The organism is Atribacterota bacterium, assembly GCA_028703475.1.
Lineage (GTDB): Bacteria > Atribacterota > Phoenicimicrobiia > Phoenicimicrobiales > Stramentimicrobiaceae > JAQVMU01.
The window spans coordinates 36,771-53,411 of the sequence record JAQVMU010000003.1 but is presented as its reverse complement, the minus strand read 5'-3'; the positions used below and the strand labels follow the sequence as shown (position 1 = coordinate 53,411).

Below are 16,641 nucleotides of genomic sequence, written 5' to 3'. Positions count from 1 at the left end.
TCAGCAATCTGGTCACCAGTGTTTGCCATATTTACCAGCTGGCAATCATCATATTTCTTATAAGCTACAATAGACTGATCTTCATATGTTTCCAATACACTATCTCCCGATAATTTTAAATTATTATAATTTATATTAAATATTTAATATATTAACAATTATTATTTTTTTTATTACAATATTTAATAATTTAATATAACATTATATAATTATGGAACAATTTTTTAAACAACATCAACCTTTTTTCCAGCGTATTCCTTCAGCTGTATCCTCTAATATAATGCCCATTGACTTAAGTTGTTCCCTAATCTTGTCAGCTTTTTGCCACTCTTTATTTTTTCTTGCTAACTCTCTATCGCTAATCATTTTATCTACTTCTTTGTCTTCCAGTATTGTGTTAGTTTCTTTTTTAGAAGAAAACTTTAATCCTAAAATATCACTTCCATATTTTTTATAAAATCCTAATATTTCATTCATAATTTCTTCGTTCTTCAGCTCATTATCATTTAAATAGATATTAACACTCTTCGCCAATAAGAAGAGCGTACTTAACGCCACAGGCGTATTCAAATCATCATCCATTGCTTCTACAAACTTGCTTTCCATTTCTACTTTCTTATCCAATAATTCCTTATCTTCAGGCCTCATCTCTTTGGTAAGTCTTCCCTGCTTTTTAAAAAATTCTAAATTATAGATAATATTAATCAATGTATCCATGCTATTCTTTGACTGTTCTACTTGTTCCTCAGAAAAATTTAAAGGACTTCTGTAATGAGCTGAAAGCAAGAAGTGCCTTATAACAGAGCCATCATACTTTTCGCATAGTTCCCTGATCTTTAAAATATTACCTAATGATTTTGACATTTTTTTATTATCAATTTTCAGGTAACCATTATGCAACCAGTATTTAGCAAATATTTTCCCACTGAGAGCTTCGCTTTGAGCAATTTCATTCTCATGATGAGGGAATATTAAATCAGCCCCACCTGCATGTATGTCAAAACTTTCTCCAAGATATTTAGTAGACATTACCGAGCACTCAATATGCCATCCGGGTCTACCCTTTCCCCATGGGCTGTCCCAGGATGGTTCATTTTCTTTTGCTTTTTTCCACAAAACAAAATCATAGGGATTTCTTTTTCTGTCATCAACTTGAATCCTTTCTCCTGCCCTGATTTCCTCTAAATTCTGTTTTGATAATTTACCATATTCCTCAAATCGATTAACATCAAAAAAAACATCACCATCAACAGAGTAAGCAAATCCTTTTTCCTCTAACTTCTTTACAAAATCTATTATATCGCTGATGTGTTCAGTTGCCCGGGGATATATGTCTGCTCTTCCAATATTCAAACAGTCAGCATCCTGAAAATATTCCTGAATATATTTTTCAGCAACCTCTGAAAATTTCATTCCCAATTCATTTGCTTTTTTTATTACCTTATCATCAATGTCAGTAAAATTTGATACATATTTAACATTATACTTTTTAAACTTCAGATATCTTCTTAAAACTTCAAAGATTAAAAACGGTCTTGCATTCCCTATATGAAAAAAATCATAAACAGTCGGTCCACAAACATAAATTCCAACATGGCCTTTTCTTAAGGGAATAAATTCTTCCTTGGTACCACTTAATGTATTATAAATTTTTAAAACCAATTAACTTCCCTCACTATAATTTATTATATTAATTTTATTATTTTTTTATTACTTTATCTATCCCAATTAATATTTTTAATTATAATAGTTTTTCCTGCTATAGTTTGAATCGGAATTTTTCTTTGCTATTCTTTCTTTTACTCTTCCAAATATCATCCTACCTGCAGGAGTCTGCAAAATACTGGTTACTGTAACCCTTACCTTATCGCCAATATTTTTTACACCGTTTTCTATTACAATCATCGTACCATCATCTAAATAAGCTACACCCTGGCCAGATTCTTTTCCTTCTTTAATAATTTGTGTAATTAATTCTTCTCCTGGCAGTATAACAGATTTTAAAGCATTAGAGAGATCATTAATATTTAGAACAGAAACACTTTCTAATTGTGCTAATTTATTTAAGTTATAATCATTTGTCAATACCTTTGCATCCATTTCTTTTGCCAGTCTTATTAATTTAGTATCAACACTCTTTAAGTCATTATAATCCTGACTTATTATTTTTATTTTATCTGCATGTATCTTATTAATCTTATTGAGTACATCAAGACCTCGTCGTCCTCTATTTCTTTTTAAAGGATCTGATGAATCTGCTATAGCTTGCAACTCACTCAGTACGAATCTGGGAATTATTAATTCTCCTTCCAAAAAATCTGTTTCACATATATCTGCTATTCTTCCATCAATTATAACACTAGTATCTAATATCTTAGGTTGGTATTGAGGTAGCTTATCCCTCTTTTTAAATCTTTCAATACTTTTTCTATAAAAACTAACACCTTCTTCTCTCTTGTGAAGCCCAACTATCATGCCCAGTAGCCCCAGTGATACATTTAATACTATAGGTAAGTACCTTCCGATAAAAGGTATAAAAGACAAAGAGTAGGCTAACAGGTTAGCAATGATAAGTCCAACAATTAAGCCAATAACTCCGGAGAGAATATTCTGGGTAGGTATTTTTAAAAAAAAGGCTAAGAAACGTTTTCCTAAAACCCCTAACTTATTATAACTTAGTATAAATATTATAAATCCAAATAATGTTCCTATAATAAATGAAAATAAAAATAACATCCAACTGTTGCCACTAAGTATATCGATAGATGATATGGCTTCAATGTCAGGAATTATTTCATAACCTATTATCCCCCCAATTAGAACAAAAATAATGCAAATTATTTTTTTGACAAGCCCTGACAAAATAATAATACCTCCTATATTCAATTTTATAAGATTCTTTTTAAAAATATTAAGCTTTTGGCGTGGCATTCACCACCTTTAAAATAACATCTGAATTAGTTCTAACTTTTATTAAAAAAAACTGTTTACATTACACTAAAAGCAACTAAATTATATCATCGGAAAAAAACAGTGTCAAAATAAGAAAAAAATATAATATGATTATTTTAATGCACTTTTACTTCATGAACATTCTGATATTATTTTTTAATAAAATTTAATATTTCATGTACATTAGAAATACCTTTTATATCCATCCCTTTATATAAATGACCTGATTGCCGGGCATTTTCTGAAGGCATGATTATTTTTTTATAGCCTATTTTTTGTGCCTCTTTGACCCTTCTTTCACACATACCAACTGCTCTCAACTCTCCTGTTAGTCCCAGCTCACCAAAAACTACGGTATCCATATCAACAGCAAAGCCTTTGCTACTGCTGATTATTGCTAAGCCAATTCCCAAATCAATTGCAGGCTCACTTACCTTGATGCCACCTGCAGCATTTACATAGATATCTTTATACTGAAAGTTCAATCCTAACTTATTTTCTAATACTGCAATAATTAAGGATACTCTATTATAATCAACACCGGTAGTTATACGCCTTGGATTTGTTAAAAATGAATTACTTACCAGGGCTTCAATTTCAATTGCCAATGGACGGCTCCCCTCAAATGTAACAGTCGTGACAGTTCCGGGAATTGGTTCACTCCTCGATGATAACAGCATTTTTGAGGGATTAAGTACTTCTTTCAGTCCTTCATTTTGCATCTGAAATATTCCAAGCTCATTTGTAGTCCCAAACCGGTTTTTTATTCCTCTCAATAATCTAAATGAATGAAACCTTTCCCCTTCAAGATATAATACTGTATCCACCATATGCTCAAGTATTTTTGGTCCGGCAATAATACCACCTTTTGTTACATGACCTATAATAATCAGGGCAATGTTATTCTTTTTTGCTATTTCCATCAGTCGGGAGGTACAGTTTTTTACCTGATTTATACTGCCAGGAGCTGATGGTATAGAATTATCATTAATAATTTGTATAGAATCAATAATAGCCACCTTTGGTTTTATGTACAATATCTGTTCAATTATTTGATCCAGGTCCGTCTCTGAGAGTAAGTATAATTTTTCAGCATTTACTGATAATCTCTTTGCCCTTATATGTATCTGTCTTATTGATTCTTCTGCAGTCACATAAAGCGTGCACCCGATATTTTTTGAAAGCTGATCAGCTGCTTGAAGAACAAGGGTTGATTTTCCAATTCCAGGTTCTCCTCCAACGAGAATTAAAGAACCTGAAACCAATCCCCCTCCTAATACCCGGTCAAGCTCCCTAATCCCTGATTGATAGCGCTGATTTTCTTTATCTATTACAAAATCATTTATAAGTTGAGCTCGATTTTCTTTTTTATTCTTTAAATTAGTCTTACCTTTACCATTTCTTTCCTGCCGGATAAAAGTATTCCACTCCCCGCAACTCGGACAGCGTCCTAACCATTGTGGGGTTTCATAACTGCAAGTCGTACATCTGAAATATTCTTTGCTATTGTTTTTCATTGTAATCTTTGTTGCCATACCTTTATCATAATATTCATTATTCTAATATGTTGATTACCATCATTATTTATTTGTTATTTCTTTTTAGAATCTCGGGATGCTTTTTCTTATCTTTTTCAAATGTAATCTTCCCCTTCTTACCCTTTATAATAATCTGGTCATTTTCTTTAAACTCTCCAGAAAGTATCATTTCAGATATGGGATTTTCAATTAATCTCTCAATTGTTCTTCTTAATGGTCTTGCACCAAAATTAGGATCATATCCTTCTTTTGCCAAAATGTCTTTTGCACTCTTTCTAACATTGAAAGTTATTTTTTGCTCTTCCAATAATTCTCCGACTTCTTTCAATAATATTTCTGATATTTTTTTGATATCATTCTGAGTGAGTCCCTTAAATACGATAACTTCGTCTATGCGGTTTAGAAATTCCGGTCTGAAAGTCTTATTAAGTTCACCCATTACACTTTCCTTTATATCTTTATAAGACATTTGGACAGGTTCTGTGACACTTCTAAATCCTAAAGATGTTCCTTTTTTAATTAAAGTAGCTCCCACATTGGAGGTCATTATGATTACAGTATTCTTAAAATCAACTACCCTTCCCTGTGCATCGGTTAACCTGCCATCTTCAAATATCTGCAAAAGTATATTAAATACGTCGGGATGTGCCTTTTCTATTTCATCAAGCAATATTACCGAATAAGGTCTTCTTCTAACCTTTTCAGTTAACTGCCCACCTTCATCATAACCAACATATCCGGGAGGTGCGCCCACCAAACGTGAAACGGCAAATTTTTCCATATATTCAGACATATCCAGACTTATCATAGCATTTTCGTCTCCAAAAAGGAATTCTGCAAGACTTCTTGCCAATTCAGTTTTTCCAACTCCGGTCGGACCTAAGAAAATAAATGACCCGATTGGCCTTTTTGGATCTTTCATACCTGCACGGGCACGCCTGACTGCCCTTGAAATAGCATTAATGGCTTCATCTTGTCCAACAATCCTTTTATGCAATTCGTCTTCCATCCGTATAAGCTTTTTGGCCTCTTCTTCTTTTAAAGAATAGACCGGTACACCGCTCCAACTGGAAACAACCTCTGCAACATCTTCAACAGTTACTTCAATTTTATCTTTTGTCCTGCCTGTTTCCCACTCTTTTTTTATTTCACTGTAACGTTCCAGGCATTTACGCTCTTTATCCCTTAATTTTGCTGCTTTCTCATATTCCTGAAGTTTAACAGAGGCTTCTTTCTCTTTTCTTATTTTAAGCAACTCATCCTCTACCTCTTTTACATCAGGAGGATAGACAGTATTTTTTAGTTTAACTTTTGATGAGGCTTCATCTATAACATCAATAGCCTTATCCGGTAAAAACCGTCCTGAAACATACCTTGCGGCAAGTTTTACTGCAGATTCCAATGCCTCATCAGTAATAGTAAGCTTGTGATGGGCTTCATATTTATCCCTTAATCCAGCTAAAATTTGAACTGCTTCATCGGTTGTGGGTTCAGGTACATTAATTGGTTGAAAACGTCTTTCTAATGCTTTATCTTTCTCAATATATTTTCTATACTCATCAGTTGTAGTGGCACCAATAGCTTGGATTTCACCTCTTGCCAGGGCAGGCTTCAAAATATTTGAGGCATCAATGGCTCCTTCTGCTGCTCCCGCACCAACCAATGTATGGAATTCATCGATAAACAGAATAACATCATTTGAATTCTGCACTTCTTTTACAATTTTCTTTAATCTTTTTTCAAATTCACCCCTATATTTTGTTCCGGCTACAATTAAAGCAAGGTCCAAGCTGATAATCCTCTTGTCTTTCAATATTTCGGGAACATCATTATTTGCAATCTTCTGAGCTAAACCCTCTACAATTGCAGTTTTCCCTACTCCGGCTTCTCCAATCAAACAAGGATTGTTTTTCTTTCTACGGCTCAATATCTGTATAACCCTTTGTATCTCATTGCTCCTTCCAACTACCGGATCCAACTTGTCTTCTTTGGCTAATTCTGTTAAATCTCTTCCAAACTCATCCAGAGTGGGAACCTTACTATCCTTACGAGTAATACTATTAGCCACTGTTGGCTCTGATTGCCCGTTTTCCATTAACACCTTCATAACTTGTGAGTAAACATTTTCCAGGTCGATTCCCATATCATTTAGAATTCTAGTAGCAACTCCGCTTCCCTCTTTAATTAGACCTAAAAGAATATGTTCGGTGCCAATGTAATTCTGCCCTAACTGGCTTGCTTCTTGTGAAGCTAACTCTAATACTTTTTTTGCTCTCGGTGTAAATGTAATCTCACTAACTTCCTGGTATTCTCCTTTTCCCACTATCTTTTCAATTGCTTCAATAACCTTTTCAGGTTCTACCCCAAGTTCTCTTAATACTTTACCGGCAAGCCCCTCATTCTCTTTTACAAGACCTACCAATATATGCTCGGTTCCAATATAATTATGATTAAGATTTACAGCTTCTTCCTGTGCCATCATAATTACTTTTCTTACTTTTTCTGTATATCTTTTAAACATGTTTTAACCCTTCCCTTAATTATTATAAGTGTTACAAGCAAATTTACAAAAGTCTGTTTATATTATTTCATGATACTTATTTAGTAAATACTAATCTAATATTTCCTTAATTAATTCTGCTCTTACTGTATCTCTTTGCATTTTTTTCATATTTTGCCCTTTGATTAATTGCAGATACCCGGGCTGCACTATTAACATAAGTCGATTTATAACATCATAGCCTATTCTTGCTATTATACCCATTTCGATTCCAAATCTGACATATGAAAGCAAATTTAGTGCTTCAGCGGTCGTAATAATTTTTGCATTTGTTAAAATACCATATGACCGCATAACCTGATCCTCTATCTTGTGCTTAGCCTGAATTATCAACTTTTCTCTTGCTTTCTGTTCTTTTTCAATTAGCTGCTTGATACTAATCTCTAACCTGTTTATAATATCTTCTTCGCTTAAACCTAATGTGACCTGATTTGATATCTGAAATAAATTTCCTTGAAATTCAGTTCCTTCACCATAGAAACCTCTTACAGCATATCCTTGTTTAATTATTGTATTTATTGATTCACTTATCTTGTTAGAAATTATCAATCCCGGCAAATGAAGCATCACAGATGCCCTTAAACCTGTGCCGGCATTTGTAGGGCAACAGGTGAGAAATCCCTCTTTCTCATTAAATGCATACTTTATTTCCTTTTCAATCTTATCATCATAATAATTTATGATTTCCCAGACCTTTTTAAGCTGGAATCCCGGCAGCATACTCTGTAATCTAAAGTGATCTTCTTCATTAATCATAATGCTCATCGTCTCATCGGTATTATATAATATCCCACGATAAGGTTTACTAAATCTTGCCAGGGCAAAGCTGATTAACCTTTTTTCCACCAAAAATTCAATTTCAACCGGTGACAAATTATCTAATTTTATTATTTGGAAACCATAAAATTCCTTATTTTCCTTTAATATTTTTTCGACTTTTTCTATTACGGTCAGCAATTGCTCATCAGTTGCTCGAAATGGAAATGGAATATTCTTTATGTTTCTGGCCAATCTTATTCTCGAGCTTATTATAATATGGCTCAAAGGACCGTCTTTTTTCATCCAGTATGCTGTTGAATCTCTTAATTTTCTTATGTTTACATCCATCTTTACTACTCGTTGTCTCTTATTCCCGCTTTTTTTTCTTCATCTATTATGGTATCTCTTAATTTTGCTGCTTTTTCATATTCTTCTCTTGACACTGCCTCTTTCAGTTCATCCTTTATTTTTTCAATCTTTTTTATTATATCCAAACGCAATTGTAACGAATCCGGTATCTTTCCGGAATGCTGATAATTTCCATGTAACCGATTTAAAAGTGGCTTGATATATTTTCTAAACACACTATAGCAATTGCTGCATCCAAGTTTTCCTGATTTTACAAATTCAGCATAAGTCATACCGCAGTTCGAGCATTTCACCTCAGATTCTGAAGTAACATTACTGTCTTCATTGCTATATTTTGAAAATGTATTCAGTAAATTAAACAATATTTCATTTAAACTATTTTGTGTAAAGGAAATTGTAGTGATTGTATTTCCCAACAGATAATTAGCACATTCATTACAAACATTTAGCTCTGTTTTGCTCAACCCTGCAACCTTGACAATTTTTACAGTTGCCTTATTTTTTTTACACATCTGGCATAGCATTCTATCACCCTCTTTCAAGGTGTCTATTTTATCCAATTAATTATAGGACATAGAATAAATTTGTGTCAATTTATCTCATAAACCTGTTTATAAGTTTAATTATTTCATCAAGAGCACTTTGGGGAAGATATATTTCTTCAGAGTAGTTAAAACATGAATTTATTTTTTCTTCCAATATTAATTTATTTATCATTTGTAGGGCAGATTTAACTGCTGCAACCTGCATGAGGATTTCTTCACAGGATCTATTATCAAGAATCATTCCTTGAATCCCTCTTATTTGTCCTTCTATTCTCTTTAAGCGCTTTAATATTTTTATTCTACCGATTTCATCAATTCTTTCTTCTTGTGGCATAATATTACTATACCCCCCCAGGGTATAATTATTATACAATGCCTTATTTTTTTGTCAATAGTATTGCAGATTATAAGAGAATTATCAACTTATACTTATCATAAAGATAATTGTGAAATTACTAAAATAAAAAAAGGATAAACACATGTATGTTTATCCTGCTAATTGCTTTTTTTATTGATCTGACATTTTATTATTTTAAATAATAATTTTAGCAGATCTACTCAATCTGCTGGTTTTTCTGTCTTTTTAATGCTTCCAATCCAGGCAATATTTTCCCTGCCAAAAATTCCAGTGAAGCCCCTCCTCCGGTGGATATATGCGAAATACCTCTGGCTAATCCTATTTTATTAATTGCAGCTATAGAATCTCCTCCACCTATGACCGAGAATACATCATCACCTAAACTGGCAATTTGTTCAGCAATCTGATAAGTGCCATTGGAAAATTTTACCATCTCAAATACTCCCAGCGGCCCATTCCAAAAAATAGTTTTTGCATTATTTATCTTTTGCTTAAACAATGCAACTGTTTTTTCCCCAATATCCATCCCCATCATGTCTTTTTCAATATTATTAACAGAAACATTATAACTATTAGCATTTTCCTTAAATTCATCCGCTACAACTGTATCCAGGGGCAAGATTATTTCTTTATCTATCTTTTTTGCTCTATCTATCAGGTTTTTTGCAAATTCAACATGATCAATTTCTAAGATTGATTTTCCTATTTCATTACCCTGGGCTGCTAAAAAGGTATATGCCATTCCGCCTCCAATCAACAGTACATCACATATTTCAAATAGTCTCTCCAGTATCTCAATCTTGCCGGAAACCTTGGCACCGCCAATTATTGACACAAATGGTCTATCAGGATATGTTGTCAATTTTTCAAGGGACTTAATCTCTTTTTCCATAAGAAAACCTGCAAATGATGGCAGGTATTCAGTAATTCCTTCTGTAGAAGCATGAGCCCTGTGTGCCGTTCCAAAAGCATCATTAACATAAATATCGGCCAGTGAAGCTAACTCTCTTGCAAAACCAGTTTCATTTTTTTCCTCTTCTTGATGAAAGCGTAAATTTTCTAATAATACAATATCACCTGGCTTTGATTTTGAAATAGTTTCTTTTACTTCCTTACCTATACAATCATCTAATTTTAATACTTTTGTCTTTAATATTTCTCCAGTTTTTTTTGCGACAGAATCCAGCCTTAATTTATCAACTATTTTTCCCTTGGGTCTACCTAAATGACTCATTAGTATTACTATGCAATTTGAAGCTAAAAGAAACTTGATTGTATCAGCAGCAGCTCTTATTCTAGTATCATCAGTAACCTGTAAATCTTTATCGATAGGAACATTAAAATCAACTCTTACCAGCACTTTTTTGTTGTGTAATTTTTCGGCTTTCATGTCCCTTAAAAATAATATTGACTTTCTATATTCCATCTGCAAATCTCCTTTAAAGATTTCATTCTACATTTCCGTCTAGAATAATATTCTAAATTTTTATAGCTGTAAGAACTATGACTATCAATAATGATGGTAATAAATTTGCAACTTTTATTTTTTTAATTTCCAATATTCCTAAAGCAAGGCCAATAATGAGTATTCCACCAACCGCAGTCATTTCATTAATTATCTCTAAATTAATTATATTCTGAGCCAGGTTTGCAAGCTTTGTAATTACACCTTGATATAAAAAAACAGGAATTACTGAAAAAATAACACCAATACCTAAAGAAGATGTGTATATAATAGATGAAATACCATCCAATGCAGCCTTTGCTAACAAAATATCCGGATTTCCGTTGATTCCTTCCTCTATAGCACCCATGACTGCCATAGATCCAACACAATAAAGTAAGCTAGCTGCAATAAATCCTTCTGTAAATTTTTCATTCCCCTCTTGTTTCTTAAATATTTTTTTTATATGGTTTCCCGTCTGGTCTAATCTTTTTTCAATGTCAATAATCTCTCCAATTATTCCACCGATAACCATTGATAAAATAATTATCAATACATTATTTCCCTTTACCGCCATTTGTATTCCTATCATCAGAGTAGTTAATCCAATACCCTGAAAAAGAATATATCCAATCCTCTGCGGGAATCGTCCTTTTAAAAATATACCTATAATGCATCCTACAACAATAGCAATGCTATTTATAATTGTTCCAATCATATTACATAGTCATGATTACCTGTTTTATATTATTTCATCATCGGTAGTAATCACGTCTTTCCTTCCTTTTTTAGCTTTAGTATTTCCCATAGTTGGTGTTCCAGTATAATTTTTTCTGAATATCTGGTCTATGCCTATTGCTATTATAATAACAGGCCAATATTTCCAAACTGATTCAGGTAATTGATAAAGCTCGAAATTTTTTGCGAGGAATACTAATCCTATTGCAATTAAAATGACACCAAAAAATATTGATTTTTTCTGAAACATTTCCACCAAACCCCAAAACAGAAAGACAATCGGCCAAAACAACCAAACATTTTCCCATACCTCAATTCCAAATAGATTTTCCAGTAAAAATATAATACCAATTATAAGTATAATCAGTCCAAAAAGCCATTGACCGGAATTTCTTCTTGTATCACCCATTATTTATTTGCCCCCTTTTAAAAAAATATAATATTTTAATTATAAATATTTATGATGATCTTACATTTAACACAAAATATATAATTAAAGAGAAACCTTTTCGGCTTCTTGCCAGATATACTCTAAATGATAATACTCTCTTTTTTCCTTAGAAAAAAGATGGATTACTATATCACCACAATCAAGTAATATCCATCCTGTTTGGGGATTGCCTTCAAATTTCAAATTTCGATTGATTTCTTTTTCCTTCAATTCTTTTAAAATAGTATTGGAAAGTGTTTTCAAATGGGCAGGAGATTGTGCAGTGCAAATAATAAAATAATCAGCAATGAATGATATCTTTCTAATATCTAAAATAATTACGTCTTCCGCTTTTTTCTCTTCCAATGTTTCAGCAAAAAATCGCACAATATCTTTGGTATTATTCAAATATACAACTCCTTTTATTTTTTGATTTATTTCAAATTTCGCTTAGTATACCACGTTTTTTCCTATTATTACAGTCATGTCTAAATCGCTATCAGGTTCTTCTTTTCTGATTATTTCAATATCATCAAAAAATTGCTTAATTCGATTATCTATTTCAATCTTTTTTGAATAAATAATTAAAACTGTTTTTTGATAATCAAAGTTATCTGCATTATCAATATTTACTACATCGTATCCAAATTCACCCATTTTTTTTGCTACATAATGGGCTATGCCCGGAACCTGATTCCCGTTTAAGACTTCTACCCGAAGTCCTCTTTGCTTATTATCTATTAAATATTGTACACGCTTTTTAACCTCCTGGGAATCAACTACCAGGTAACTTACTCTATCGATATATCTGGGTTCACCCTGAATCGTTTCAACCCATACTTCATTACGGTCAATATCCTTCATAATTCTTGCCAAAGATATTATTTCATTTGTATTCATATTGGTATCAATATATTCTGTTAAATTGTTAATAATATTTGGTAATTTTACCATGCTTTCAAAATTCATAACCTTATCAACAACAGCATTGATTAAATTCTGTTGCCTTTGTATTCGACCCAGATCTCCTAATTCATCAAATCTAAATCTTACATATTCAAGTGCCTTTTCTCCGTCTAAAGTCTGCTGTCCACTGTGTAAATTTATTTTCAGTGAACCGGCATAATCAACATAATACATATCCTTTTCCACATTTATATCAATACCTCCCAGGGCGTCAATCAGGTATTGAAATCCTTCAAAATCAATTACTCCATAATAATGAATTGTCAATCCTATGAATTGTTCAATTGTTTCTTCAAGAAGCTCGATTCCGCCAAAAGCAAAAGCATGATTTATTTTATCCATCCCCCGATCAGGTATCATTACCCTGGTATCTCTGGGAATAGAAAATAATAAAGTGTCTTTAGTTTTAGGTGAAAAGCTTAATACGAATATTGTATCCGCCCTTCCAATGTTTTCGGCACAGTCTGTTCCAACGGCTAAAATATTTACTCTATCATGAGCAAATGTATCAGAACTAAATGGAAATATGTTAAATAAATATAAAGTCACAAAGCAGATTATTAGCAATGCAACAAAAGCTAATATTTGAAGAAATTTTTTATTTCCTTTTTTCTTTGATTTTTGTTTTCTTTCCACTCTACTCATTTGCTATCTTATTCCTTTTTACTTTTTGTTCTATTATTGCTTTATTCCTGGCAAACAATGTTTCCGGGTGAATAAGTAAATTTCTATCAATAAGGCTTTTGATTTCCTGATTCAATAAGACTAATAATGCTGAATCAATATCTTTCCAAACTAATTCTCTTATTTCCTCAACCTTTTTTATCTCTCTATCTGGTTCAATCTTGTCAGCAATGTATATTATTTTTCCTAAAATACCAAACCCCCGATAGGCAGTGCTATGATATCTTATAGCATCCAACATCTCTTCATCGTTAATAAAAAAACTTTCTTTAATTATAGCTGCAGCAACATATCCATGCCATAAAGCGGGAATATCCTTTTCAACATCTGATAGATTTATATTATATTTCCCAATTAAATCTCCTAATTCATTATAAGTATAGTCCTTTGCACAGTCATGTACTAATCCTAAGAATTTAGCTTTTTCAGTAGAAACACTGTAATGACCTGCTATTTTTTCTGCAACTAAACTGACTTTGTGAGAATGAATATAACGTTCTTCACTTAACCTTTTTTTTATCCATTCCTCAATTTTGTAAAAATTATATTTCTCTATTTTACCTGTTTTTATTTCCAACACTTGCTTGTCTTTCCTTTGAGTATAATTTGTTATCATAAATATATTTTCGGATTTCTTCTAATACAATATATTTAATGCTTAATTTATTCTTAATTCTAAATCTTATATCAGTGGATGATATTGCCAGTAAAGGTATCTCCATTATTTTTAAAACTCTTTTAAAATTTGGATTTAATTTATCTAAATCATAACCAGGCCTGGTAGCTGCAACAAATTGGCACATTGTAAACAACTCCTCTTTTTTATACCAGCTTTCAATTTCCAAAAAAGCATCTGCCCCGGTAATAAAAAATATCTCAGCATCCCAGCCATAAATTTTACGGAATTCTTTGATAGTGTCAATTGTATATGATGGACCCGGACGATTTATCTCAATCTTTGAAACTTCAAAATACGGATTATCTTTGATAGCCAGATAAGTCATTTGTAATCTATGTTTAATTGTTGTTACTCTGTCATTTCTTTTATGCGTCGGATTTAGACAGGGAACAAATATCACTTTATCCAATGATAAGTTATTTCTTGCCTCTTCTGCTGTAAATAAATGACCGATATGAATGGGATCAAAAACTCCTCCCATAATACCAATCCTGACATTGTTGTGAATCTTTTCAGGCTCACTCTTTTCTCTATTGTTGATCTTCATCCATGATTTCTCCCTCGGTCATATTTTCTGCATTCATAATCGCATCTTCTGGCATATTCGATATATTATTATTAATTTCCTCTCCAACTATTTTTTTGTCAACAACCCTGAGTTTTATCCCCTCTTGAACAAATATCCATAATTCAGTCACCTCTTCACCATCACTGAATATTTCAATCTGGTCAGGATATTCTAAATCCGGGTATCCACCTTCTACTAATATTTCCTTATAAGGCATTTTCTTTTTTTCGGTTAACTGCTTCAGTAAATTCTCTTTTCTTTCGTTTAAGCCCAATGACTGAAATATTGTTAATAGTTCCTGGTAGGAGTGCCAGTATTCAGAAGGTTTCTGGAAAGTATTCTGATTTTTTTCCTCTTCAGTTTTAATGGCATTCTCAAAACTGCTCATTGCCATAGATGTATATTGCCAGCTAACCCTTTTTGACAAAGCATAATAAACTTCTCCCAGCCAATAATGAGCAGCTGTCAAATCATTCTTTAATTCTATTGCTCTTTTAAAATAAGGAACAGTCTGTAATAACGCCTGGGTGCTGTAAGAAGACTCATTAAGGAATATTTCATTATCAATATCAAGCATTTCTATTCCCATATTGAAATAATCGATTCCATTAGTACCCTGGACACGTGAAGTACTGCGGTAGCTTTCGTTCAAGTACCTGAAGGCATAAGGATTTCGAGGATTAATTCTTAGAACTTCTATCCATTGAGTAATAGCATTATCATATTGTCCGGTTTGACGGTAGACTTTGCCCAGCCAATAATGAGCATCTTCGAAATTTGAATCCAGGTCAATAGCTTTTTGGTAACTTTCCTCTGCTTCTTTGTAGTTTCCCTTAGAAAAAAATTGATAGCCATTCTCATAAAAAGTTTGGGCATCCTGTGCTGTAGCATGCATACTTGCAGTTATCCCTAAAAATACTATGAAAAAAATAATAAATATTACTCTAAACGATTTCTCTTTATTAATTGCTGGAATCATCTATTCACCTCTTCCTGGATATTTATGATTACACCATCCGGCTTAATACTATTTTTCATTAACCTTCTTTTCTACTTTTTCTTTTTCTTCTCTTCTTTTTTCAACATAATTCATCTGAAGGTTTGCTAATAGATCTTCTAACTGTATTTTTTCATCTTTTCCAAGCTCATTTTTTATCTTACTTAACAAAAATTCAATACTGTCAATAGTAATTTTGGCTTTGTCCAAATCCTGGTTTACTTCTTTTGTTTCCGGATTCATCATTAAGCCCAGGTATTCCCATGACTTGCCATTTAATATGCTGATAAACCAGGCAAACAATGTTGATAATGGTAATTGGTGTGGATATAATTTTTGATTTTCATCATTACTTTCAAGGTTATTTTCCTTAACTTCCTGGTCTTTATTTTCCATCTGTAAACTCCTTCCGATATTTGGATATTTTTTATATTTTTTATTTAATATTTTTTTTAATGTTAAAATTTAAAATATTATCAAAAACTTTTTATTAAAACCTGTTTTTTAAACAATATTCAAACACAAAAACATAATTTATTATACAATAAAATAAATGATTATTTGAAGATTTTATCTTTTTTTTTCAATGAAGTTACACAAAAAGCTGCAATTCCTTCTTCTTTTCCAATAAATCCCAGTCCCTCATTGGTTGAGGCTTTAATATTTATTTTATCTTCAGGCAATCTTAACACTTTTGAAATATTTTCTTTTATTCTTTTATAATAAGGAGATAGTTTTGGTTTTTCCATTACAACAGCCACATCAATATTCACGATTGCATACTTTTTTAAATCCAGCATTTCCTGTACCTTTTTTAATATTTTTAAACTGGAAATACCTTTTAAAGAATTATCACTATCAGGAAAATGTACACCAATATCTTCCAAACCAGCTGCACCTAATAAAGCATCCGCAACAGAGTGTATTAGTACATCTGCATCAGAGTGGCCTTCCAAACCTTTTATGTGTTCTATTTCCACTCCGCCTAATATTAGTTTATTTCCTGTTTTTAACCGATGGATATCATATCCAAATCCTACTCTCATTTATTACC

Annotated in this window: 17 protein-coding genes; all 17 read right to left on the bottom strand. The window is 32.2% G+C overall.

The window, feature by feature from the left end; genetic code table 11:
• Positions 1 to 234: 234 nt before the first annotated feature.
• A complete protein-coding gene (gene cysS / locus PHQ99_01105) occupies positions 235 to 1,662 on the bottom strand; it encodes a cysteine--tRNA ligase (protein MDD4288182.1) in 1,428 nt (475 codons plus the stop codon).
• A gap of 75 nt (positions 1,663 to 1,737) precedes the next feature.
• The gene (locus tag PHQ99_01100) at positions 1,738 to 2,862 is read right to left on the bottom strand and encodes a TRAM domain-containing protein (GenBank protein ID MDD4288181.1); all 1,125 of its coding nucleotides are present in this window, start codon (positions 2,860 to 2,862) and stop codon (positions 1,738 to 1,740) included.
• 239 nt (positions 2,863 to 3,101) lie between these two features.
• Positions 3,102 to 4,487, bottom strand: a complete 1,386-nt coding sequence (radA, locus tag PHQ99_01095) for a DNA repair protein RadA (protein ID MDD4288180.1) — start codon at positions 4,485 to 4,487, stop codon at positions 3,102 to 3,104.
• Positions 4,488 to 4,536: 49 nt separating this feature from the next.
• Positions 4,537 to 7,011: an ATP-dependent Clp protease ATP-binding subunit gene (locus PHQ99_01090; GenBank protein ID MDD4288179.1), complete on the bottom strand. Its 2,475-nt coding sequence runs from the start codon at positions 7,009 to 7,011 to the stop codon at positions 4,537 to 4,539.
• Between the two features lie 90 nt (positions 7,012 to 7,101).
• Positions 7,102 to 8,157, bottom strand: a complete 1,056-nt coding sequence (locus PHQ99_01085) for a protein arginine kinase (protein MDD4288178.1) — start codon at positions 8,155 to 8,157, stop codon at positions 7,102 to 7,104.
• A 5-nt stretch (positions 8,158 to 8,162) separates the two neighbouring features.
• The gene (locus PHQ99_01080; protein ID MDD4288177.1) at positions 8,163 to 8,702 is read right to left on the bottom strand and encodes a UvrB/UvrC motif-containing protein; all 540 of its coding nucleotides are present in this window, start codon (positions 8,700 to 8,702) and stop codon (positions 8,163 to 8,165) included.
• A gap of 70 nt (positions 8,703 to 8,772) precedes the next feature.
• On the bottom strand, positions 8,773 to 9,057 hold the full coding sequence (locus PHQ99_01075; GenBank protein MDD4288176.1) for a metal-sensitive transcriptional regulator: 285 nt from the start codon (positions 9,055 to 9,057) through the stop codon (positions 8,773 to 8,775).
• Between the two features lie 220 nt (positions 9,058 to 9,277).
• A complete protein-coding gene (locus PHQ99_01070) occupies positions 9,278 to 10,507 on the bottom strand; it encodes a phosphoglycerate kinase (protein ID MDD4288175.1) in 1,230 nt (409 codons plus the stop codon).
• 52 nt (positions 10,508 to 10,559) lie between these two features.
• Positions 10,560 to 11,243, bottom strand: a complete 684-nt coding sequence (locus PHQ99_01065; protein ID MDD4288174.1) for a DUF554 domain-containing protein — start codon at positions 11,241 to 11,243, stop codon at positions 10,560 to 10,562.
• A gap of 24 nt (positions 11,244 to 11,267) precedes the next feature.
• A complete protein-coding gene (locus PHQ99_01060) occupies positions 11,268 to 11,672 on the bottom strand; it encodes a DUF5668 domain-containing protein (protein ID MDD4288173.1) in 405 nt (134 codons plus the stop codon).
• Between the two features lie 84 nt (positions 11,673 to 11,756).
• Positions 11,757 to 12,101 carry a ribosome silencing factor gene (rsfS, locus tag PHQ99_01055; GenBank protein MDD4288172.1) on the bottom strand — a complete coding sequence of 115 codons (345 nt, stop codon included), beginning with the start codon at positions 12,099 to 12,101 and terminating at the stop codon, positions 11,757 to 11,759.
• A 42-nt stretch (positions 12,102 to 12,143) separates the two neighbouring features.
• Positions 12,144 to 13,304 (bottom strand): LCP family protein, encoded by a 1,161-nt coding sequence (locus PHQ99_01050; protein ID MDD4288171.1) that lies wholly within the window; start codon positions 13,302 to 13,304, stop codon positions 12,144 to 12,146.
• On the bottom strand, positions 13,297 to 13,923 hold the full coding sequence (yqeK, locus tag PHQ99_01045; protein ID MDD4288170.1) for a bis(5'-nucleosyl)-tetraphosphatase (symmetrical) YqeK: 627 nt from the start codon (positions 13,921 to 13,923) through the stop codon (positions 13,297 to 13,299). Before yqeK ends, PHQ99_01050 begins: the two co-directional genes overlap by 8 nt.
• On the bottom strand, positions 13,901 to 14,530 hold the full coding sequence (nadD, locus tag PHQ99_01040) for a nicotinate-nucleotide adenylyltransferase (protein MDD4288169.1): 630 nt from the start codon (positions 14,528 to 14,530) through the stop codon (positions 13,901 to 13,903). Before nadD ends, yqeK begins: the two co-directional genes overlap by 23 nt.
• A 22-nt stretch (positions 14,531 to 14,552) precedes the next feature.
• Positions 14,553 to 15,569 (bottom strand): tetratricopeptide repeat protein, encoded by a 1,017-nt coding sequence (locus PHQ99_01035; protein ID MDD4288168.1) that lies wholly within the window; start codon positions 15,567 to 15,569, stop codon positions 14,553 to 14,555.
• Positions 15,570 to 15,617: 48 nt separating this feature from the next.
• The gene (locus PHQ99_01030; protein ID MDD4288167.1) at positions 15,618 to 15,983 is read right to left on the bottom strand and encodes a DUF1844 domain-containing protein; all 366 of its coding nucleotides are present in this window, start codon (positions 15,981 to 15,983) and stop codon (positions 15,618 to 15,620) included.
• 161 nt (positions 15,984 to 16,144) lie between these two features.
• The gene (gene ispF / locus PHQ99_01025) at positions 16,145 to 16,633 is read right to left on the bottom strand and encodes a 2-C-methyl-D-erythritol 2,4-cyclodiphosphate synthase (GenBank protein ID MDD4288166.1); all 489 of its coding nucleotides are present in this window, start codon (positions 16,631 to 16,633) and stop codon (positions 16,145 to 16,147) included.
• Positions 16,634 to 16,641: the final 8 nt, after the last annotated feature.

Bases quoted from the DNA above. Each gene is read 5' to 3' on its own strand.
- radA (MDD4288180.1), bottom strand. From the start codon at position 4,487: ATGGCAACAAAGATTACAATGAAAAACAATAGCAAAGAATATTTCAGA.
- PHQ99_01090 (MDD4288179.1), bottom strand. From the start codon at position 7,011: ATGTTTAAAAGATATACAGAAAAAGTAAGAAAAGTAATTATGATGGCA.
- PHQ99_01085 (MDD4288178.1), bottom strand. From the start codon at position 8,157: ATGGATGTAAACATAAGAAAATTAAGAGATTCAACAGCATACTGGATG.
- PHQ99_01080 (MDD4288177.1), bottom strand. From the start codon at position 8,702: ATGCTATGCCAGATGTGTAAAAAAAATAAGGCAACTGTAAAAATTGTC.
- PHQ99_01075 (MDD4288176.1), bottom strand. From the start codon at position 9,057: ATGCCACAAGAAGAAAGAATTGATGAAATCGGTAGAATAAAAATATTA.
- PHQ99_01070 (MDD4288175.1), bottom strand. From the start codon at position 10,507: ATGGAATATAGAAAGTCAATATTATTTTTAAGGGACATGAAAGCCGAA.
- PHQ99_01065 (MDD4288174.1), bottom strand. From the start codon at position 11,243: ATGATTGGAACAATTATAAATAGCATTGCTATTGTTGTAGGATGCATT.
- PHQ99_01060 (MDD4288173.1), bottom strand. From the start codon at position 11,672: ATGGGTGATACAAGAAGAAATTCCGGTCAATGGCTTTTTGGACTGATT.
- PHQ99_01050 (MDD4288171.1), bottom strand. From the start codon at position 13,304: ATGAGTAGAGTGGAAAGAAAACAAAAATCAAAGAAAAAAGGAAATAAA.
- PHQ99_01035 (MDD4288168.1), bottom strand. From the start codon at position 15,569: ATGATTCCAGCAATTAATAAAGAGAAATCGTTTAGAGTAATATTTATT.
- PHQ99_01030 (MDD4288167.1), bottom strand. From the start codon at position 15,983: ATGGAAAATAAAGACCAGGAAGTTAAGGAAAATAACCTTGAAAGTAAT.
- ispF (MDD4288166.1), bottom strand. From the start codon at position 16,633: ATGAGAGTAGGATTTGGATATGATATCCATCGGTTAAAAACAGGAAAT.